This is a genomic window from Rhodohalobacter sp. 614A, assembly GCF_021462415.1.
GTDB lineage: Bacteria > Bacteroidota > Rhodothermia > Balneolales > Balneolaceae > Rhodohalobacter.
Genome location: NZ_JAKEDS010000001.1, coordinates 1,225,441 through 1,244,532 on the forward strand (window position 1 = coordinate 1,225,441; position 19,092 = coordinate 1,244,532).

Sequence of the window (19,092 nt, forward strand, 5' to 3'; positions counted from 1 at the left end):
TTTTTCGTAAATCAATGACTCATCGTCTCTTCTTCAAGAAGTTCTTCTAATGTTGGTTGCATGGCGTCTGCCCAAAGCCGGTATCCATATTCGTTGGGATGAAGGAGGTCGGGCATGATTTCTTCTGACAAAACCCCATTCTCATCCAAAAAAGTATCGTTTATATTGAGAAAATGAATATGGTCGCCGTCTGCATAATTTTCAATTTTTTGATTGATTTCATTGTTTAGCTGACGGAGTTCACCATCGGGAGAAGCTTCACGCGGGAAGATGGCCAACAGCAAAATTTTTGTCTCCGGAAGCCGATCCGTTATCTCATCCAAAATCATTTCGATACCTTTAGCCGTACATGCAGCCGGGTCCTGCCGATGGCCGGTGTTGTTCGTTCCAATCATCAAAATTGCCAGCTCGGGATTGATCCCCTCAAGTTCACCGTGTTCAAACCGCCACAACACATTCTCCGTTCGATCGCCACTAAAGCCAATATTATATCCACCATAATCCGCATAATATTCTTCCCAGACTTCTTTGCCGGTGTTCTCCCAACCGTGTGTGATCGAGTTTCCAATAAACAGCAACCGGGCATTTTCCCGTCCTTCTTCGGTCAGTTTGGCTTCGTGCCGGGGCATCCACCACTCCACGGCCCATTCTTCCTGAAGGGTTGCAGGAGTGAGGGCGAGGGCATCATCAGAACAGGTTTGGGCGTCTGATTCCCCGCAAGCAATAAATAGAATTGGTAAAAGAAAAATCGTTAATGATTTCGAAAAAAAGTTCTTCATTTTAAAACCCGCTTATCAACAGAAGTGTAGTTGTTTTAGTGATTATTTGAATCACAAAAGATTCATTTCATTCTATAAATGTATCTAAATAAAGTTGTAAAGTGTAGCGGGATTTTGGGATTGGAAGAGGAGCTTTACAATCACCATCAAATAAAAAAACCGGCAATGAATACCCGAAAGTGAGCATCATTGCCGGTTGCTGGGGTAACAGCGATATATCGACCTGTTCTTACTGTGCTTCTTCGAGTTCTTCGATATAATCGTCACTTGCATAAACAGCTACTTCAATACGCCGGTTTTCCTGGCGCCCGGCTTCCGTGTCGTTATCAGCAATAGGCTCTGTTTCGCCCATTCCTTCAACTTGTATTCTTGATCTGGCGATTCCTTGTGTGCCCATAAACGTAGCAGCCACTGCGGCACGCCGTTCACTTAAATTTTGATTGTAATTTTCATCTCCAACAGAGTCGGTATGCCCAACAATCAGGAGTTCGGTGTTGTCATCTTCTCCCATAATTTCTGCCAGTTGCTTGAGATTTTCCATGGCTTCGGGACGAAGTTTGGCTGAATCAAAATCGAATAAAAGTCCGGAATCGAAACTTACAGCAATACCCTCTTCAACACGTTGAATTTCAGCACCTTCAAGATTCCTCTCAAGCTCGGCAGCTTTCTTGTCCATTTGCCGGCCAATGATGGCACCAACCGTACCACCCACGGCAGCTCCTGCAAGGGCACCGGCGGCTGTATTACCAAGAGTTTTACCAATTACCGCCCCTGCTGCTGCTCCGGCTCCACCGCCAATAACACCGCCTTTAGCAGTTTTACTCCATTCTGTACATCCGGAAAATAAAAGTGATACAGACAGAATGAGCGAAATAATTACCGATGTTTTTGATATTCGATACATAGTTTTCTTTTCATTTTTTGATTGTCTTTCAACCTATAAACTGAAGATTACCAGATTTGTTTCTATTTCTGACAGGGCTGGGCATCACATAAACATGTGATTTTTAAAATTTTGAAAAACAAGTGGCAGCGAAGAGGGTTTTCAATGGTAACTGTATTTGAATCGAAAACTAAAATGAATGGCAGCCATGAGAAAATTTCTACTAAAATTCGCAGTTTTAATCGTATTCGGGTGCAGCTGGACCGGATGCATGGTTTCCGGCGGACTTGTCATTCACCCCGAGCCTGTCGTTATCGGGGATGCCCCACGAAAAGGGAAGTATGAAAAAAAGCGGGGCAGAGAATATAGAAGAGGACATTACAAGATACCTCCAGGCCATATGCCTCCTCCCGGTAAATGCAGAATTTGGTATTATGACAGGCCTCCGGGTCACCAGCCACCGCCGGTTTCCTGCCACCGATTGGGGCGACGAATTCCCCATGGAGCAGTTGTAATTCGCGGATAGTTTAGGAGAAGTTTAACTAAAGAACCCATTTGCTAAAACTGATTCCCGCCCAGACCGCACCCATTCCGGTGATAACCTGGAATCCCAAATAGATCATGCTTTTTTGAATGGAAAGGGTTGCAACCTCGAAACCTTCCAGGCTAAAAGAAGAAAATGTCGTAAATCCCCCAAGAAGGCCTACAATTAAAAAAAGCTTGATTGTATTATCCATCAAACCTTTTTCCTGGAGAATGGTTGCAGTGGCTCCAATCAAAAAGCATCCAATAATATTGGCAGCAGTAGTACCGGTAAAAAACCAGTTTTGGCTGATAAGCTTAAGTGTTAATAGTGAAGTGAGATATCGAAGAACGGATCCAATAGCTCCGCCCAAAGCTATAAAAAGGAGATTGCGAATCATGTTTCTGAATTAATTACCTACGTAATATAGGCTCAATCACAACATAAAAAAAGCTGCCCGGTTTGGGGCATCATATTTATTAAAAACTAAAAAGATTGGTCTGGATTTCTTCTCCAGGCAGTTCTGAAATTCCAGGCAACAGTCTGCCAGTTCCTTTACTAAGTCAGTAATATTAGTGTTGCCAAGGTTTTACGATTTTTGTGCCAAATCTTTTTCGTGTTGTTTTTTTTGTATCAAATGCTTTACGTGTTGTCAGACCTGTCATAACCAATGAGAAATAGATGTGATTCAAACTTTTTGAGAGTGAATATGGTTGGGTATTCATGTACCCGGTGTAATCAAAATGTTATCACTTCTTTATTCAATGACTGTTATAGACGATTTTAATAATCAGGTTCAGGAGATTGCAGATTTCCGCCAAGTTGCAGATTATGAGTTATATACACCGGCGCCTGAGGATTGGTGGATTATAGTCGGAGATATTCGAGGGTCAACAGAAGCGATCAAAAGAGGCAAGTATAAAGAGGTAAATATGGCTGGTGCCACTATCATAGCAGCTATTTCAAATCTGTTTAAAGAAGACGGACATCTTCCATATACGTTTGGAGGTGATGGAGCTTTTTTGGTTGTACCGAATAAAAACCTGTCTGAGGTGAGAAAAGCACTTGGATTTTGCAAAACAGCCATCCGGGAAAGCTTTGGATTAGATATGAGAGCCGGCCTGGTTTCCATAAAAGAAGTGCGCAATGCCGGATTTGATTTAAAAATTGCAAGGCTGAAACTGTCAGATTCGATGAGCCAGGCCCTTTTTTGGGGAGAGGGTCTTTCTTACGCCGAGTCTTTGATTAAAGAAAGGAATTTATCGGGTGATGAAACCGATCCTGTTGATGATGAATATAGAGCCAATCTTGAGGGACTTGAGTGCAGATGGCATGAAATACCTCCAACCAGTGAAGAAATTACTTCATATATCATTAAAGCAGAGGGCGGTACGGATGATGAAAAATCGGAAATATATGCAGATTGTTTAGAGCGAATAGAAGAGGTGTATGGTGCTATAAACGATCGGAATCCGGTGACGATGGGGAAGCTAAACCTTACAAAAAGCTGGAATAAACTTAGTACGGAATGGAAGATCAGGACATGGAAGCCAACAATAAGACGCCAAATGATCTATGCGCTAAAATTAGTGTTTGAAGCATTTGCGGGCACATTTCTTATGGAGAAAAAAATATCAACAAAACATGTACATTGGGGAGAATATAAAGCAGACGCCATCACCCATGTCGATTTTCGGAAGTTTGACGATGGCCTCCGGTTTGTTGCTTCTGGAACAAAAGCCGAAAGAGATGAAGTGGAAACCTATTTAAACCAAATGTTTACGGACGGGAAGTTGAATTTTGGAGTACATAGTTCAAAAAGCCTGATCATTACTTGTTACGTTTCAAATCATGAGAAGGAACATATACACTTTGTTGATGGTATTGATGGGGGTTACGCGATGGCATCAAAAAAAATGAAGCAACAAAAAAAAATTTCTGTATAATTTAATTAAATATACAACGGTGTCTTTTTCACTTACTTTTTTTAAGTGATTATTGCTTTAATCATGACTGCTGAAATCAATGGATCACAATTTACTAAATGATCAGCAATACAGAGAAAAAGTTGATCTGCTTTTAGAATTGATTGGGAATATTAACTCGAACCTCGAGTTAAAAAGTGTGCTGTTACATATCATTGAAGCCGCAATGAAAATAACAGACAGTGAAGCCAGTTCTGTGTATTTATTAGACGAAACCAAGAATGAGTTAATTTTAACTGTGCCCACGGGGCCCATCAGCGAGAAAATACATGGAAGACGATTTCCGGTAACGAATGGAATTGCCGGGTGGGTGGCCAGAAACTCAGAATCCCAGATTGTAAATGATGTCTCGAAAGATGATCGTTTTTATGGAGATTTCGAGCCCGAAATTTTTACTACACGAAATATACTTTGCGTGCCTTTAAAGAATCAGTCGGAGGAGGTAATTGGAGTATTACAGGCATTAAATAAAAAAGAAGACGCCCAGTTTGATGAGAGTGAAATTTCCCTTTTCCAGGTATTGGCCCACCAGGCAGCAATTGCTATTACCAACGCCCGGTTACTTGAAGAACGAAAAACGCTTCTGAGTGAAATTCATCATCGGGTAAAAAACAATATGGCCATTATTTCCGGGATGATTCATATCCAGGCTTATAATGAAAAGGACGAGGCTATACAAAATAAACTCCTCAATAGCGTTACAAGGATTTCAAGTATGGCAACGGTTCATGAGCAATTGTATGAGGCGCATAGTTTTTCCAGCCTGGATTTTGCCGAAAACCTGGAAAAATTGATTGCCAATATTATTGATACGGTAGATTTTCATCGGGATATTTCCACGGTATTTCAGTGTGATAAAGTGATGCTTAACGTCAACCAATCTATTCCCTGTTCATTGATTGTGAGTGAAATCATTTTTCATTTGTTAAAATTTGGTTTTCAGGATACAGAACATCCGGAGATTCAAATTCGCTTATCAGAAAATGCGGATAATGAAACCATCATCCTGGATATTGAAGATAACGGCAGGCAAACCGACCGATACTTTTCTGATGTACATAAAGATGGACACGATTCAGGATTTCAGCTTATCGAGGTTCTGTGCAAACAATTAGAAGCAAAATGTGATTATAGAACCAAATCCGACAAAAATATTCGTACACTGAGGTTTCGGCGATCAGATAAAGCCGGATCGGCAAATAAGTTCCTGTAATAACAACCGGGGCCTACAGTGTGAGCAAAATTCCTGCATTAAACCCCGGATATAGAATCTGCTCATCAAACGCTCATCTGTTATAATTTTCAATGCCAAGAATGCGGTCAGCAATAAATAGGCAGAAAGAGTCCGTTCTTATTTTCATAAATGACGGAAAAATTTCTTTTCTTTGATTTGATCAATCAACCCAGAAAGATTTTAATCTAATTGAATTCTCCGGTTGTATATATGATTCTTGCTGACAACCCGTTTTTTATTTGTAAAAATATTCTATAAGCAGGTTTAACCATGTTATGTTGAAAAAGTTATTCGCAGCCTTCTTGTTCCTCTTGCCGGTTTTTGGACCGGGCTTTCTCATGGCTCAAAATGAAGACGGATTTGCCATTGCCCGTGTGCAATACCGGGGTGGCGGTGATTGGTACAACGTGCCATCTTCACTCACTAATCTTATTGGATATACAAAGCAGCAGGTGCCGATTAATATCCGGTCTACCTACGATGATGTTCAACTCGGCAGCCGCGATATTTTTGATTATCCTTTTTTGTTTATGACGGGCCACGGAAACATCGCTGTGAATGATGCCGAAATGGAAAACCTACGGGAATATCTTGAGAACGGCGGATTTCTTTATGTGGATGACGATTACGGGATGGACCAATACGTTCGCGAAATTCTGCAAAATATTTTCCCCGATGAGCGATTTTTTGAACTTCCGGCGGATCACCCGATCTACAGCAACGTCTTTAATTTTCCAGACGGTCGACCACCCAAAGTTCACGAACACGATGGGAAAACTCCCCAGGCGTTTGCTGTCTACCGAAACGGGCGAATGGTTCTGCTGTATACATACGAATCCAATCCATCGGACGGCTGGGCGTACGACGAATTCGACAATCCCCAGGAAGTAACCGACGCCGCACTTCAGTTTGGTGTGAATTTACTGGTGTATGCGTTTACAAATCCGTGAGGAGAAGCCGGTGAATGATTTCTCACGCTCAAACAAGCTATTGATAAATCGACAGTATAGATCTAGATCTGCCAATCGTATAGAAAATATGGTCTGTCGAGATCAAACAAATAGAATTACCATCAACGCGTAGCTAATGACAGCCAGGATTCCTGCCACAAGCGCGAGCGGGAATTGTGTGGTGACGTGGTCCATCAAATCACATCCGGTGGATAATGAGCTTAGAATGGTCGTATCGGAAATGGGAGAACACTGATCGCCAAATACGGCTCCGCCAATAACGGCAGAAAAGCAGAGAGTGAGAAAAAACGGATCAGGTACAACTGCCCAGGCAAGCGGAACGGCCACCGGAAAAACCACCGCATAAGTTCCCCAGGATGTTCCCGTTGAGAATGCAATGATCATACAGAGCACCATTAAAACCCCGGGCAGGAAAGCGGGCATCACAAGATCACCCAAGATAGAAACCACATAGGGTGCGGTGCCAACGGCGTCTGCCACGGATTTAAGAGTGACTGCCAACGCTAAAATAATAGCCCCGATAGTAACTCCTTTACAGCCGTCGATAAATCCGTCAATGGCTTCTTGCAGTTTCATTCCTTTGGCCATGGCAATGCCCAACCCCACAAGCACGGCCAGTACAAATGCCTCGGCAATGAGAAGGGTCGGGTCTTCTCTGTGGCCCAAGAAAAAGTAGGTAACCGCAAACGGAATAATGGCTACGCCAAGTAAAGCGCCGATTGGGCCAAAAAAATCAATCAAGCCGGGATTATAATCCTCCGGAATTTTCTTTTGGGTGAGCTCTGCAGCGGCCATCGGAGTTGCATTGGAATGATCGAGAGGGCCGCCTTCCCGTGCTCTTTTGATCGCCGCACGCATTTTTTTGCCAGGCACCCATGGGAGCTTGTCCCAGGCAAAAAGGAGAGTGATGAAGATGGCAAATATTGCATAGAAGTTGTATTTAATGGCATCAAAAAAGAAGATGACGCCATCCATGGGGTCAGAAAATATGGGCAAAGTTCCGACTACCAGTCCGCTTACATAAAAAGGCCACACATTAAAGGGAATCAGTGTTGCAGCGGGTGACGCCGTAGAGTCGACCATATAGGCCAGCTCTTCGTGTGAAACTTTGTGTTTGTCTGATACCGGCCGTACGGTAGCTCCCGTCAGAACCGTACTAATCGTTCCGCCCTGGTGGAAAATGAGCCCCATAAACCAGGTAAAAAACTTTGCTGATTTTGGTCCGCGAACCATTTTCTTACTGGCCCAGGTTGCAAATACTTCGGCTCCACCGGTTCGGGTCCAGATACCAATCAATCCTCCAAGCGCCCAAAGATAAACCAGCAAAATCAGGGCGAAACTTTCGGTGCCAATGGACGGAATCAAAAAACCTTGAACAATATTCACTTCCCCCGAAATCACTCCACCCAAACAAATCCCGATAAAAAGAGCACTCACTACTTCGCGTGTCCAGAAAGCCAGAACGATGGCAACAAGTGGAGGCATGATAGACCATAAACCATAATGGCCGTCCTGTTCAGGGAATTTATCATAATAGCCGAGGTAAAATCCGGCAATAATCAGGGCAATGAAAAATCCGGTATAGATCCGGCGCCTGTTCTTGGCGTCTCCAAATCGGCTTTGAATGTAATTTTCGGTTTGAGTCATTGAACGGTCTGTGAGAATTCAGTGAGCGGGAGAATGTACAGGTAGATAGCAAATGTAACGACCTGTTATAAAAGCTGGCAGCTTCATTGATCTCCGCCACAAGAGAAGGGATTCGTTGGACATTGTCAATAGTTTTAAAAGGATTTTCAATATTTGGTCTCACCCCCAATATTTTAATCGTCATTCAAAGCGAAATGATTATTTTGATAGATATGTTAGGTCAACCAATAAATCGGATACAACAGGTAAATTGAGTTTATGAGTGATCTTCGGCGGGAATTGGGATTTTGGGATGCATTGACGATTGGTGCCGGTACCATGATTGGCGCTGGAATATTTCTTTTAGCGGGAATTGCACTGGAGATTTCAGGGCCGGCTGCTGTGTTTGCTTACCTTGTATCCGGCATTGTTTGTATGATTACGGCTTCCAGCGCTGCTGAATTGGCAACCGGAATGCCAACATCCGGCGGCGACTACTTTTTTGTGTCACGGTCTTTAGGCCCGGCTTTTGGAGCAATTTCAGGTGTGGGAATTTGGCTGAGCCTGACATTTGCCATTGCATTTTACCTGTATGGGTTGGGGGAATATCTATCCCAATTTCTGCCTCTCACGGCATTTTGGGGAGCGGCTATCGGCGGCGTGTTGCTGGTGATACTAAACATTGTAGGTGCGAAAGAATCCGGACGCACGCAGGTAGTTGTGGTTTTGCTTTTATTTGTGATTCTTGGCGCCTTCAGCTTTCTCGGCATTTTTTACATCAACCCAAATAACTTTACGCCTTTTATGCCATTTGGCATAGAGTCCATTTCTGCAACTACAGCCCTGGTTTTTGTCTCTTTCCTGGGATTTGTAAAAATTGCGGCCGTTGCCGAAGAGATCAAAGAACCCTCAAAAAATTTACCACGTGCCCTGATTGGGTCCGTAGCGGTGGTCACGGTTCTCTACATGATAATTTTGATCGTAATTGCAGGAATGTTCACGCAGGAAACCATCATCAATGTCCGTGATCCGTTGACCACAGCGGCGAGAACGATTCTGGGTAGTCCCGGTGCTATTGCCATTATTTTTGCAGGACTCCTTGCAACACTTTCATCCGCAAATGCCAGTATTCTAGCATCATCCAGGATTAATCTTGCTATGGCGCGCGACCGTATGATTCCCAACTGGCTGAGCGCCATCCACGAAAAACTTCTCACTCCCTACCGGGCCATTCTTCTCACCGGTGTGTTAGCCCTGGCTTTTCTATTTCTGGAAAGCCTGGAGGATCTTGCTAAAATTGCCAGTGTTCTGCAATTGTATAGTTATGCCGCTTTAAATATAGGCTGCATTGTTTTACGGGCGGCCAACCCGGACTGGTACAAACCGACATATCGAACGCCGGGCACTCCGTGGCTGCAGGTTTTTGCATCGCTGGGCTGTTTAGTGATTATTATTTATTCGGGAACCTTTGCGCAGATTGCCGTTGTCGTGCTGATTGTTGCAAGCCTTGCCTGGTATGTGGTTTGGGGAAGAAACAAAGTTGAATTTGATCATGCCCTGCCGCTATTCAGGGAAAAGTGGAATGAACACGGGATGAAAGTCTTTTCATTGCCTACAGAACGCCATATTAGTGAAGAGGAAGAATGGGCGCCGGCTGTTCGGTCACTTAACTCCACAAAACCACGGCATGTTGTAGCCGCCCTTGCAAATCCCGCTACTGAAGGCGACCTGCTCCGGCTTAGCCAGTTGATCGCCACCGGTACAAAAGAGGGTGGGAAAGTAACCGGGCTTGGTATGATTCGCGTTCCGTTGCAAACACCTATCGCTACGATTCGAAGAAAACTGAATGAAAAGACTACTGTGCGGGAGAGTATCGCTGAAATTGCCGAGCAATCCCGTCAGGAGAAAGAAGTGGGAGACAAAGAATCCGCTACACAATTGGCAAGAACAACGTTTGAATCTGTTTCCGAGGCCGCTCACGATATTTTCCAGGGGCTTGTAAATGAAACCGAACAGCGAAAGGCCGATATGCTTTTGATGGGCTGGCAGGGTGGTTTTAGTGTCGGGAGAATTTATAATACTCCCGTTCAGAAAATCATCAAAACGGCAAGAACAGATGTTGGTGTGTTGAAAGACCGGGGATTAAAAGATATCAAATCGATTGTTCTGCCTTGGGGAGGTGGCTTGCACGCGTGGCTGGGGCTTGAAGTGGGAATCAGAATTGCACGGTTTTTGGATGCAGAATTAAAGGTACTGCGGTTGGTGAAGCCGGGTGTGGATTTAGAAACCGAACGGGAAGAATTGGCCAAGTCTATTGAAGAATTAACAGAAGGATTTGACAGGTTCAGGATTGATGTTCGCGAATCAGAAGAGGTATCGAATGGTATTATTCGTGAATTTGAAGAGAATGAGCATGACCTTGTGATTATCGGTGCATCTCATGAATGGAGAATCAAAAATGTGTTATTTGGAACCATTCCTGATGTTATCGCCGACCGTGCTCCATGCTCTGTTCTGATGGTCCGTCGTTATGTTACCGAAGACTGGAAACTGAAAGCCAGCGAAGGCCTGAAACGAATGAAAGAACAGCTGGGCCTGAGTACCTCGCCCGATACCACCGGAGAGTAGTGAACATTCTTCCTTCAAAGTTGGATGAATCCTCAAAGTTGATGGATGGGGTTGTTCCAAACTGGTGAATGAGTTTTTTTCTTTGCTATCATTATCCATCTTCATCAACACACCTCAAAAAATTCTGGACAGACACATGAATAGGGGTCCGGTCTGATTTGTAATTGCCTTTCTGAAACAGCCTCCTGTAAACGTCGTACCAAACTTTATGGATAACCTATCTCAAAAAGATGTAGACTGGCTGCTGGATCTCCATAAAAAAGACCGGCATAGAAGACGTTCTCAAAAAGGCCATCCCGAACTCAGAAAATTGTTCATTTGGTCGCTCGTCATTTTTTTTGGCATTATCGGGCTGATGATTCTTCCATTCTACCTGCTGGTACGCACCTCCATTTTCCTGAATTTAGAATACGGTTACGGCGGCTGGATTTCATTGGGTGGTGGAATTGTCGTATCTGTTTTGCTTCTGTTAACGTATCTGCTTTTCCTGTTTCAAAAAATTAAAAACCGGAAAAAGAGGTTTCAGTTTAGCCTGGGTGGGGCCGGCGCAATGGTGTTTGGTTTCTGTCTGTTTTCTCTATTCTATCTTTCAAGCGTTAATGCCAAAAGTGACGAAATCAGAAATGTATACCGGTCCATGCATCCCATCTTACGCGTCGCGATATCAATAGTAACACTTGCAGACAGCGATCTTGTAATTACAGATATTGAACGGGTATTGAGCGATTACGGGGCGATGGGGCTTCCTGTAAATCCCCATTCGTTACATTATCGCCAGGACGAAACCGGCTATGTGCATGCGATTGATCTTCGGACCCGCGGACGCACCGAAATACGGAATTTATTGTTGCAAGCTTCTCTTGAAATGATGGGATTTCAAACTCTGCGGCATGTCGGTACGGCGGATCATTTGCATGTGGAGTTAATGGTTCGGTGAGATGTGAAAAATGGAGCAGAAGATTATTATTAGATTTCCATAATCCTTCTCATCTCACTTACAAAATCAGATTTCAAAAACTATCTTTTCAACCCATAAAGGTTGTGTGGTATCCCTGCCTTTCTCATTTGAGTTGAGATGATTCAAGGGCAACCTGTACATCAAACTGATAATTATTGAACCGGAATCTTTTAGCCTGGTTTGGTAAGAGAGCACTATTACATGCGTTTTAGTCGATTATTTCACCCAATAAGGCCGGATAATGTTGTCGCCTTTCGCATTTTGTTTGGCAGTATTATGCTGTGGGAAGTCTATCGTTATTTTTCCTATGGTTGGATTCATGATTACTGGATAGAGCCACTCGTGAATTTTAAATATGGCGGATTCTTCTGGATACAACCACTCGCGGGCGATGGCATGTATTATCTTTTTTTCGTGCTTGGCGCTCTCAGTTTATTCATTATTGCAGGGTTTTTGTACCGAGCAAGTACCGTACTTTTCTTCGTTCTGTTTACCTACACATTTTTACTGGAGCAGGGCCGGTATCTCAATCATTTTTACCTGGTTATACTTCTCAGCTTCCTGATGATGTTTATTCCCGCCCATCGCACGTTTTCGGTGGATGTTTGGCTTTTTCCAAAACTTCGCCGGAAATGGATTCCGGCCTGGACTCTGATGCTGCTTCAGTTCCAGATAGGTGCGGTCTATTTTTTTGGTGGAATTGCAAAGATAAATGCCGATTGGCTTTCCGGTTCTCCGATGGATTTATGGCTTCCGGGGACGGATTTTCCACTGGTTGGGCAATATTTCGATATACCTGCAGTCACTTTATTTATCAGCTATGCGGGCCTTTTACTTGATTTGCTGGCACTGCCATTGTTGATGTTTCGCAAAACTCGTCCGTGGATGGCGCTTGCACTCCTGTTCTTTCATTTGAGTAATGACCGACTTTTTTCAATCGGAATATTTCCCTGGTTTATGATTGGGGTGTTGGTCATCTATTTACCGTCCTCCTGGCCACGGCAATTTTGGGCGTATCTCAAAGAAATGAATTCAGTCCGATTGAAATTAGCGGTCGTTATTACTTCACTTACAGGTGGTTTTTTGGCTCTGTTTTTTCATCAGGCATTTCACTTGGTTCCTTTGCTTTATGGTTTATTAATCACTCCTATCTTGTTTTGGGATTTTCATAAGAATCCTGCTGATGAGAATATGGTTCAACATGAGAACCAGCCTGCCCATTCAAACCTTGTACTTGCGGGTTTAGGGGTTTGGGTTTTCTTACAAATTGTTATTCCTCTCAGGCATTATGTAATTCCCGGAAACCCCAGTTGGACTGAAGAAGGCCATCGGTTTGCCTGGCACATGAAGCTGCGGTCAAAATCATGCGAACAGGATTTTTTTATAGCAGATTCAAAATCGTTTAAAAAAAAGCCATTGGATATTGATGAAGGGCCGCTGCAATCCTGGCAGTATAATGATATGATAGGGAGGCCGCAGCTTATTGCACAATACGCCAAGATGCTAAGCACAGCTTTTGATGGCAAGCCGATATATGCTGAGGTAAGATGTTCTCTTAACGGAGGCCCTTGGCGGCCGTTGATAGATCCTGATGTAGATTTGTCGAATGTCAGCTTTCATGACTGGAAACGCAATGATTGGATTATTGCGTATTAATCGAAGGGTTTCCCATCATACACTTTGTGATAATAAGAGAGGACTAAAAGATAAAGCCCGTAAATAATGAGTCCGCCTGCGGTAATCCCTAAAATCCAGATGCCAAAAGGTTGATCACGCAGGGCATTGAGAGCTTCAGCGAGTCCGCCAGCTTCCTCGGCATCAAAAGTGGAAGCCGCGCGATATAACAGGTAAGCCACCATACAATAAACGATTCCCCAGGAAAAAATGCCGATTCTACCCAGCCAGCGCAAAAGAATTTTCTCGGGATTGCTCATGTTTTTGGAATCGAAGCTGTAGTCAAAACTGGCAACAACTGCGGAATAGAACTGGTAAAAACCTCCAACTAAAACGGACACGGCAATCAAAATAACCAGCCATTTTCCAAAAGGGAGTTCCAAAATGCGGCCAATCCATACTTCCGTGCTTTCATCACTGCTTTGCGCCTGAAGGCCGCGGAGAATTTGCCAGGCTGCATACGAAAGGGATATGTAGAGACATCCAATCGAAAAATCAACGACTCGAAACAACTTGACAAAAAGTGTGTCGTCCCGGTTTTCGGGATCAAAAATAGCCTGAACGATCCGCCAGATTGCATGTGCCAGCAGTCCGATTATGATTGCTATCAGAAGAACCGATCCAAAGGGCCGGTAAATAATTTCCTGAAGGGCCTGGGTTGTTCCGGGCGCTTCTCCTCCCATTCCAATTGCGGTCTGCATGGTTAGAAGGCCGACCAGAAAGTAGACCACTCCCTTGGCTACATAACCGGTGCGGGCAATTGCGGCAATAACCGTTGTTTTTTCTGGCATCATACACGCTATTAATTAGAAGAAATGGGTGAGCGTCAATCCATTCGGAAGGTACAGTAAATAATGGAACAGACAAGAGAATTATTAGAGAAAAGGGAAGAAAAACTCTAACACGGTATACACCTCACGAAGAAGAAATTCCACCACCGATAACCCCACGTTTCTTTTTCAAGGATATTGAAATCATTTTCTTGTAATAAGATCTTCATTTCATCCAGCGAGCGGCTGTTAATATTTTCAGGTGAGAGCCAACTAATGAGCGTGCTGGCAATTTTGAAAGATCCGGTACGGTTCCAGTCCAGTATCCAAAGGTTACCGCCGGGCTTTAACATTCGCCGAAAATGACGGAGTACATCTCCCTGATGAGTATAATAGTGAAAAGAATTCAGGCAGATGATTTGAGAAAATGTGTTGTCATCAAAAGGCAGTTGCTCACAAAACCGCCCATAGAATTCAATATCATCATTATACCGAAGCCGGTACTTTGCCCGCTCCAGCATTTTTGAAGAGGGGTCGTTCAAAACAAGTCTCTTAAATGATGTATGTTTTTTGAGGATTTCCTGAGCCAGTAAGCCGGTTCCGGCGCTGGAATCAAGAATCTCATCTTTTTGCGTAAGCTGAAGCCTGGACAGTAATTTCTCGTGGGTATGCTTCAGGTACGATTGATATTGCTTATCGTACCTTTCGGCCAGCTTGTCGTAGTAATTTACGGTATTTGATGCGGCAGAATTGATGGGTTTTTAAGCTTTAATTCCTGATGATTTAAACCTAAACGAATACAACCCACATTTCTTTTGAAGAATTTCAATCAGCCATTAAACAATTCCAGCAATTCTGTAGCTGCCTTGAACGAACTGATTTTTCCCTCTTCGACCTCTTTCTCTTTTGTGGGTAGTTCTTTTTTAACCGCCGGATGATGAAAAAGTTTCTCTTTTAATTGATATTGGATGGATTCGTACATCCAGTAAACAGCCTGCTCTTTCCGGTTGGCTTCAAAATAACCATTCTCTTTTGTGAGGGTTAGATAGTCCTGAATTTTTTCCCACAGTTCTTTCAGCCCAATTTCTTCAAGAGCTGAACAGGTCAATACGGGCGGTTCCCAGCCGGACTCGGGCGCCGGGAATAGCGAGAGCGCATTTTTATATTCCTGACGCGCCTGATTGGCTTTATTGATATTTTTTTGATCGGCCTTGTTGATGGCAATTAAATCCGCCATTTCCATAATTCCCCGTTTAATACCTTGTAACTCATCTCCGGCGCCGGCCAGCATCAACAGAAGAAAGAAGTCCACCATGGATTGAACCGTTGTTTCAGACTGACCCACGCCGACCGTTTCCACAAAAATGGTGTCAAATCCGGCGGCTTCGCAGAGAAGAATGGTTTCGCGGGTTTTCCTGGCTACACCGCCCAAAGTCCCTCCCGATGGTGAAGGACGAATATAAGCCCGCTCGTGAGCAGAGAGCCAAGGCATCCGGGTTTTGTCTCCCAAAATACTTCCCCTGGAACGGCTGCTGCTGGGATCAATGGTAAGAACTGCAAGCTTTCGTCCATTGTTCAAAAGAAGCTTTCCGAGCGATTCTATAAACGTGCTTTTCCCTACGCCAGGAACACCCGTAATGCCAATACGAACAGAATTTCCGGTATCTGCGAGGCACTCTTCCAGGACTTCTTCGCCCAGTTCCCGATACTCCGCGCGAGTGCTTTCAATCAAGGTAATGGCTTGAGATAAGACCGTACGATTTCCCGCCCTGATCCCATCTATATATTCTTGTTTGCCTCTTATCGAAGAGCTTTTTGATTTAAAATTCGGGTTGATGGAATCGGTAAATACTGGTTTAGATTTTTTGTCAGTTTTTGGCATGAAAAAACAAGTAATTTGGAATCGTCAGATATCTTCAATAATTAAAAATAGTAATACAGCGGGTTGATATGAACTCCCTTTCAGATATGAAAGTTAAAACAATTATGAGAGTTATACTTATAATAACCATCGCTAAAAAATGAAAAGCATTGAAAAATCAGTTGTAGTTTCATCCATAAAATCTGCTGCATTCAATCGATTTGTAAATGAGCTAAACGAGTGGTGGCCGAGGGAGTACACCTGGTCTCAGGATACTCTTAAGGAAATTCGAATGGATGCAAAAAAAGGAGGTCTGTGTACGGAAATAGGTCCATACGGCTTTCGGTGTGATTGGGGACGGATAACCAAATTTAAAGAGAATGAAAGGATTGATTTTAAATGGCAAATTAGTTCAAAGCGCGAACCCGTCCCAAATCCAAATCGTGCAAGTCAGGTAGTTGTTGAATTTGATGAAGTGGAGAATGATTCAACAACAGTAAGACTGGAGCATAAAAATTTTGAAAACCATGGGGATGGGGCAGAAGAGTACATGGCAATGATGGATTCCCCATCCGGATGGGATTATATTTTGAATTGTTATAGAGAATATTGTGAAAGACAGGATAGAAAATGATTTTTAAAAGCTCCGAAATACGATGGTTTACACCACAAAAGGATTTAATCTGGGATTTTTATAAACGTTTGCCCGAATCCGGAGAAGGGACAAGAGAATCGGACCGAACCGATTATTACCTGATGTCCGGCACGATCAATACCGGTATAAAAATCCGGGAAGGAAATCACGAACTGAAAGTGAAATGTGCGGAAGATGAGGAGATGGAGTTCGGAATGATGGAACATTGGATAAAGTGGAGCACATCAGAAGAGAAGAACATCCTCAATACCATTGATAAAAAAATGATGGGAGATTGGATCGCCGTCAAAAAGAAACGGTTTAAAAAAAGTTATGAAATCGCAGATCAGAGTACATTGAGGTCAGTTCAGGGAGAATTTGTAGATGAAGGCTGCGGCGCAGAATTTACGGAAATTCACCTGGAAGAACTGGATCAGACACTCTACACCTTTGGATTTGAGGCATTTAGCTCCGGTAACAAGCAAAAGGAGAATCTGCTGGCTGCACTGAATATTTTGGAAGTTGACTTTCTTGAACTGAAAGAACTGGATTCGTACGGATATCCCCAGTTGCTGCACAAGCTGAACGGAGAACAGGTATAGAAATCCCAAAGTAAGAATATGCTGAAAGATCTGATTATTAAAGCAGAGCTGGGATACGACAAGCTGAAGTACCGGGTAAAAAACAAACTGGATCTTTATAACGATGTTATCATTTTTCCATACCGGGGATTTGGAAATGAAAAGGAGGCGTTTCTGAGAGGCCGCATTCTTGAAAAAGAAGAGATTATTCATGGGGGGAAAGTGGTTCCGAATACGCTTTACTACAACCTGAAAAAAACCTGGAAACGGTATGCCAGTGATGAAATTCCGGGCGTAGGTGTTAAGGGAACTCTAAACGGGGTGGAAGCGAATTCTATCAGTGACGACGAGGGATATTTTGATCTGCATTTCAAGAACCTGCATGCGGCAAATTTGGAAGATGGCTGGTATAATGTGGATCTCGAAATCACACAAATGCCGGTTGATCTAAGCTTTGAATCCAAAACTACCGGCGAGGTACTTATCTCCAAACAATCCCATTCGTTTGGCATTATTTCAGACATTGACGATACGATCATTCATACCGATATCATCAATAAAATCCAGATGGTTTTGAATACCATTCGCTACGATTCAGAAAACCGGGTGGCTTTTGAAGGTGTTCCTGAATTGTATCGCGAGTTGACTCAAACTCATAAAAACCCGCTCCTGTTTGTATCGGGAAGTTCATACAATCTGTATGAAATGCTGGATACGTTTTGCAGGTTGAATAACATTCCGAAAGCGCCGTTTGTGCTGAGGGATTTGGGAATCGGCCCAAGCCAGTGGATCAAAGAGAGTTCGCATTCGTTCAAAACACGAAATATTGAGATGATTTTGGATGTGTACGACAAACTTCCATTCATTTTAATTGGCGACAGTGGAGAGGAAGACCCCGAAATCTATCTCGATATTCACAAAAAATACCCCGGCCGGGTAATGGCCATTTACATACGTCATGTCCATTCTGATGCCCGAAAAAAAGAAATCAGAGAAATGACGAAAGACTTGGATATTCCTTTTCTGTTGATGAAAGACTCTCACGAAGCGCTGGAACACGCGAAGAGTATGGGGTGGATACAGGAATGATAGAAAGTGTAAATTCAGGTCATTGCGAGGGAGCTTGCGACCGTGGCAATCCCCGAGCATGATTACAAGCGACACCCCCTATAAAGGTTTGGAGATCGCCGCGTCCTGAAAAATCAGGACACGCGATGACATTATTTAGTCCGTCGCCCCATCCTCAAATCGTTTCCTCAACTTCACAGGTTCGGTTGCATCTTTTTTCTTGCGGATTTTCATGTTGACAATTTCCACCATCAGCGAGAAGAACACGGCAAAGTAGATGTAGCCTTTGGGTACGTGGATTTCAAACGCTTCAATCATCAACATAAATCCAATCAAAATGAGGAAGGAGAGGGCCAGAACTTCCAGTGTGGGATGTTTTTTGATGAAGCTGCTGATTTTTCCGGCAAATGCAATCATGACCCCGATTGCAATCGTTACGGCAATAATCATCAGCATCAATTCTTCAGTTAAACCGATGGCGGTTAAAATACTGTCGAACGAGAAAATCACATCTAAAGCTACAATCTGGAAAATGACCTGGCCAAATGTAGCGAGTTCTTTTTTGCCTTTTTCGTCATGTTCTCCCTCCATTTTATGGTGAATTTCAACCGTACTTTTAAAAATCAGGAAGACTCCACCAACGAAAAGAATTAAATCGCGAATACTGATTTCTTGTCCAAATACGGAAAAGAGCGGTTCGGTAAATCCAATAATCCAGCTAATGCTAAGCAGCATCAAAATCCGGAATACAAGAGCCAGAACCAATCCTGTCGTTCGTGCTTTTTTCTGCTGATGAACCGGCAATTTGTTCGATACGATAGAGATAAAAATGATGTTGTCGACCCCAAGAACTATCTCAAGAAAGGTGAGGGTGAGAAGGGCAATCCAGCTTTCGGCGCTTAAAAATATTTCCATGT

Annotated in this window: 18 protein-coding genes; 10 read left to right on the plus strand and 8 right to left on the minus strand. The window is 43.4% G+C overall.

Annotation, left to right across the window (positions count from 1 at the left end):
- Positions 1-11: 11 nt before the first annotated feature.
- On the minus strand, positions 12-779 hold the full coding sequence (locus L0B18_RS04815) for a GDSL-type esterase/lipase family protein (RefSeq protein WP_234568384.1): 768 nt from the start codon (positions 777-779) through the stop codon (positions 12-14).
- A 229-nt stretch (positions 780-1,008) separates the two neighbouring features.
- Complete coding sequence (locus tag L0B18_RS04820) at positions 1,009-1,683, minus strand: OmpA family protein (RefSeq protein WP_234568386.1); 675 nt, start codon at positions 1,681-1,683, stop codon at positions 1,009-1,011.
- Positions 1,684-1,870: 187 nt separating this feature from the next.
- Here L0B18_RS04820 and L0B18_RS04825 point away from each other — a divergent pair, with 187 nt between their 5' ends.
- Positions 1,871-2,188 carry a hypothetical protein gene (locus tag L0B18_RS04825; protein ID WP_234568387.1) on the plus strand — a complete coding sequence of 106 codons (318 nt, stop codon included), beginning with the start codon at positions 1,871-1,873 and terminating at the stop codon, positions 2,186-2,188.
- A 16-nt stretch (positions 2,189-2,204) separates the two neighbouring features.
- On the opposite strand, the gene L0B18_RS04830 is transcribed toward L0B18_RS04825, so the two are convergent.
- Positions 2,205-2,585: a fluoride efflux transporter FluC gene (locus tag L0B18_RS04830; protein WP_234568398.1), complete on the minus strand. Its 381-nt coding sequence runs from the start codon at positions 2,583-2,585 to the stop codon at positions 2,205-2,207.
- Positions 2,586-2,949: 364 nt separating this feature from the next.
- Here L0B18_RS04830 and L0B18_RS04835 point away from each other — a divergent pair, with 364 nt between their 5' ends.
- The 3 genes from L0B18_RS04835 (at position 2,950) to L0B18_RS04845 (ending at position 6,354) form a co-directional block, all read left to right on the plus strand.
- Entirely contained in the window at positions 2,950-4,131 is a 1,182-nt protein-coding gene (locus L0B18_RS04835; RefSeq protein WP_234568400.1) for a DUF3095 family protein, read from the plus strand.
- A gap of 79 nt (positions 4,132-4,210) precedes the next feature.
- Complete coding sequence (locus L0B18_RS04840; RefSeq protein WP_234568402.1) at positions 4,211-5,383, plus strand: histidine kinase dimerization/phosphoacceptor domain -containing protein; 1,173 nt, start codon at positions 4,211-4,213, stop codon at positions 5,381-5,383.
- A 359-nt stretch (positions 5,384-5,742) separates the two neighbouring features.
- Complete coding sequence (locus tag L0B18_RS04845; RefSeq protein ID WP_234568404.1) at positions 5,743-6,354, plus strand: DUF4159 domain-containing protein; 612 nt, start codon at positions 5,743-5,745, stop codon at positions 6,352-6,354.
- Positions 6,355-6,456: 102 nt separating this feature from the next.
- On the opposite strand, the gene L0B18_RS04850 is transcribed toward L0B18_RS04845, so the two are convergent.
- Positions 6,457-8,022: a Na+/H+ antiporter NhaC family protein gene (locus L0B18_RS04850; RefSeq protein ID WP_234568406.1), complete on the minus strand. Its 1,566-nt coding sequence runs from the start codon at positions 8,020-8,022 to the stop codon at positions 6,457-6,459.
- A 258-nt stretch (positions 8,023-8,280) separates the two neighbouring features.
- On the opposite strand from L0B18_RS04850, the gene L0B18_RS04855 reads away from it, so the two are divergent.
- The 3 genes from L0B18_RS04855 to L0B18_RS04865 all read left to right on the plus strand — a co-directional run bounded on the left by L0B18_RS04855 (position 8,281) and on the right by L0B18_RS04865 (position 13,243).
- Positions 8,281-10,629, plus strand: coding sequence for an amino acid permease (locus tag L0B18_RS04855; protein ID WP_234568472.1), 2,349 nt, complete (start codon positions 8,281-8,283; stop codon positions 10,627-10,629).
- Positions 10,630-10,837: 208 nt separating this feature from the next.
- Entirely contained in the window at positions 10,838-11,566 is a 729-nt protein-coding gene (locus L0B18_RS04860; protein ID WP_234568478.1) for a hypothetical protein, read from the plus strand.
- 222 nt (positions 11,567-11,788) lie between these two features.
- Positions 11,789-13,243, plus strand: coding sequence for an HTTM domain-containing protein (locus tag L0B18_RS04865; protein ID WP_234568487.1), 1,455 nt, complete (start codon positions 11,789-11,791; stop codon positions 13,241-13,243).
- On the opposite strand, the gene L0B18_RS04870 is transcribed toward L0B18_RS04865, so the two are convergent.
- The 3 genes from L0B18_RS04870 to meaB all read right to left on the minus strand — a co-directional run bounded on the left by L0B18_RS04870 (position 13,240) and on the right by meaB (position 15,913).
- Entirely contained in the window at positions 13,240-14,055 is an 816-nt protein-coding gene (locus L0B18_RS04870) for a DUF1206 domain-containing protein (RefSeq protein WP_234568489.1), read from the minus strand. The two genes, L0B18_RS04865 and L0B18_RS04870, sit on opposite strands and share 4 nt — an antisense overlap.
- Before the next feature lie 104 nt (positions 14,056-14,159).
- The gene (locus L0B18_RS04875) at positions 14,160-14,786 is read right to left on the minus strand and encodes a class I SAM-dependent methyltransferase (RefSeq protein WP_370647528.1); all 627 of its coding nucleotides are present in this window, start codon (positions 14,784-14,786) and stop codon (positions 14,160-14,162) included.
- A 74-nt stretch (positions 14,787-14,860) separates the two neighbouring features.
- Complete coding sequence (meaB, locus tag L0B18_RS04880; RefSeq protein WP_234568498.1) at positions 14,861-15,913, minus strand: methylmalonyl Co-A mutase-associated GTPase MeaB; 1,053 nt, start codon at positions 15,911-15,913, stop codon at positions 14,861-14,863.
- 139 nt (positions 15,914-16,052) lie between these two features.
- On the opposite strand from meaB, the gene L0B18_RS04885 reads away from it, so the two are divergent.
- The 3 genes from L0B18_RS04885 to L0B18_RS04895 are packed head-to-tail and all read left to right on the plus strand — an operon-like array spanning position 16,053 to position 18,196.
- On the plus strand, positions 16,053-16,526 hold the full coding sequence (locus tag L0B18_RS04885) for an SRPBCC family protein (RefSeq protein ID WP_234568507.1): 474 nt from the start codon (positions 16,053-16,055) through the stop codon (positions 16,524-16,526).
- Complete coding sequence (locus tag L0B18_RS04890; RefSeq protein ID WP_234568509.1) at positions 16,523-17,128, plus strand: hypothetical protein; 606 nt, start codon at positions 16,523-16,525, stop codon at positions 17,126-17,128. Before L0B18_RS04885 ends, L0B18_RS04890 begins: the two co-directional genes overlap by 4 nt.
- An 18-nt stretch (positions 17,129-17,146) precedes the next feature.
- Positions 17,147-18,196 carry a phosphatase domain-containing protein gene (locus L0B18_RS04895; RefSeq protein WP_234568511.1) on the plus strand — a complete coding sequence of 350 codons (1,050 nt, stop codon included), beginning with the start codon at positions 17,147-17,149 and terminating at the stop codon, positions 18,194-18,196.
- Between the two features lie 135 nt (positions 18,197-18,331).
- On the opposite strand, the gene L0B18_RS04900 is transcribed toward L0B18_RS04895, so the two are convergent.
- Positions 18,332-19,090, minus strand: a complete 759-nt coding sequence (locus tag L0B18_RS04900) for a TerC family protein (RefSeq protein ID WP_234568513.1) — start codon at positions 19,088-19,090, stop codon at positions 18,332-18,334.
- Between the last annotated feature and the right edge of the window lie 2 nt (positions 19,091-19,092).

Coding starts and splice junctions, on each gene's coding strand:
- L0B18_RS04815 (WP_234568384.1), bottom strand. CDS start 779: ATGAAGAACTTTTTTTCGAAATCATTAACGATTTTTCTTTTACCAATT.
- L0B18_RS04820 (WP_234568386.1), bottom strand. CDS start 1,683: ATGTATCGAATATCAAAAACATCGGTAATTATTTCGCTCATTCTGTCT.
- L0B18_RS04825 (WP_234568387.1), top strand. CDS start 1,871: ATGAGAAAATTTCTACTAAAATTCGCAGTTTTAATCGTATTCGGGTGC.
- L0B18_RS04830 (WP_234568398.1), bottom strand. CDS start 2,585: ATGATTCGCAATCTCCTTTTTATAGCTTTGGGCGGAGCTATTGGATCC.
- L0B18_RS04835 (WP_234568400.1), top strand. CDS start 2,950: ATGACTGTTATAGACGATTTTAATAATCAGGTTCAGGAGATTGCAGAT.
- L0B18_RS04840 (WP_234568402.1), top strand. CDS start 4,211: ATGGATCACAATTTACTAAATGATCAGCAATACAGAGAAAAAGTTGAT.
- L0B18_RS04845 (WP_234568404.1), top strand. CDS start 5,743: ATGGCTCAAAATGAAGACGGATTTGCCATTGCCCGTGTGCAATACCGG.
- L0B18_RS04850 (WP_234568406.1), bottom strand. CDS start 8,022: ATGACTCAAACCGAAAATTACATTCAAAGCCGATTTGGAGACGCCAAG.
- L0B18_RS04855 (WP_234568472.1), top strand. CDS start 8,281: ATGAGTGATCTTCGGCGGGAATTGGGATTTTGGGATGCATTGACGATT.
- L0B18_RS04860 (WP_234568478.1), top strand. CDS start 10,838: ATGGATAACCTATCTCAAAAAGATGTAGACTGGCTGCTGGATCTCCAT.
- L0B18_RS04865 (WP_234568487.1), top strand. CDS start 11,789: ATGCGTTTTAGTCGATTATTTCACCCAATAAGGCCGGATAATGTTGTC.
- L0B18_RS04870 (WP_234568489.1), bottom strand. CDS start 14,055: ATGATGCCAGAAAAAACAACGGTTATTGCCGCAATTGCCCGCACCGGT.
- meaB (WP_234568498.1), bottom strand. CDS start 15,913: ATGCCAAAAACTGACAAAAAATCTAAACCAGTATTTACCGATTCCATC.
- L0B18_RS04885 (WP_234568507.1), top strand. CDS start 16,053: ATGAAAAGCATTGAAAAATCAGTTGTAGTTTCATCCATAAAATCTGCT.
- L0B18_RS04890 (WP_234568509.1), top strand. CDS start 16,523: ATGATTTTTAAAAGCTCCGAAATACGATGGTTTACACCACAAAAGGAT.
- L0B18_RS04895 (WP_234568511.1), top strand. CDS start 17,147: ATGCTGAAAGATCTGATTATTAAAGCAGAGCTGGGATACGACAAGCTG.
- L0B18_RS04900 (WP_234568513.1), bottom strand. CDS start 19,090: ATGGAAATATTTTTAAGCGCCGAAAGCTGGATTGCCCTTCTCACCCTC.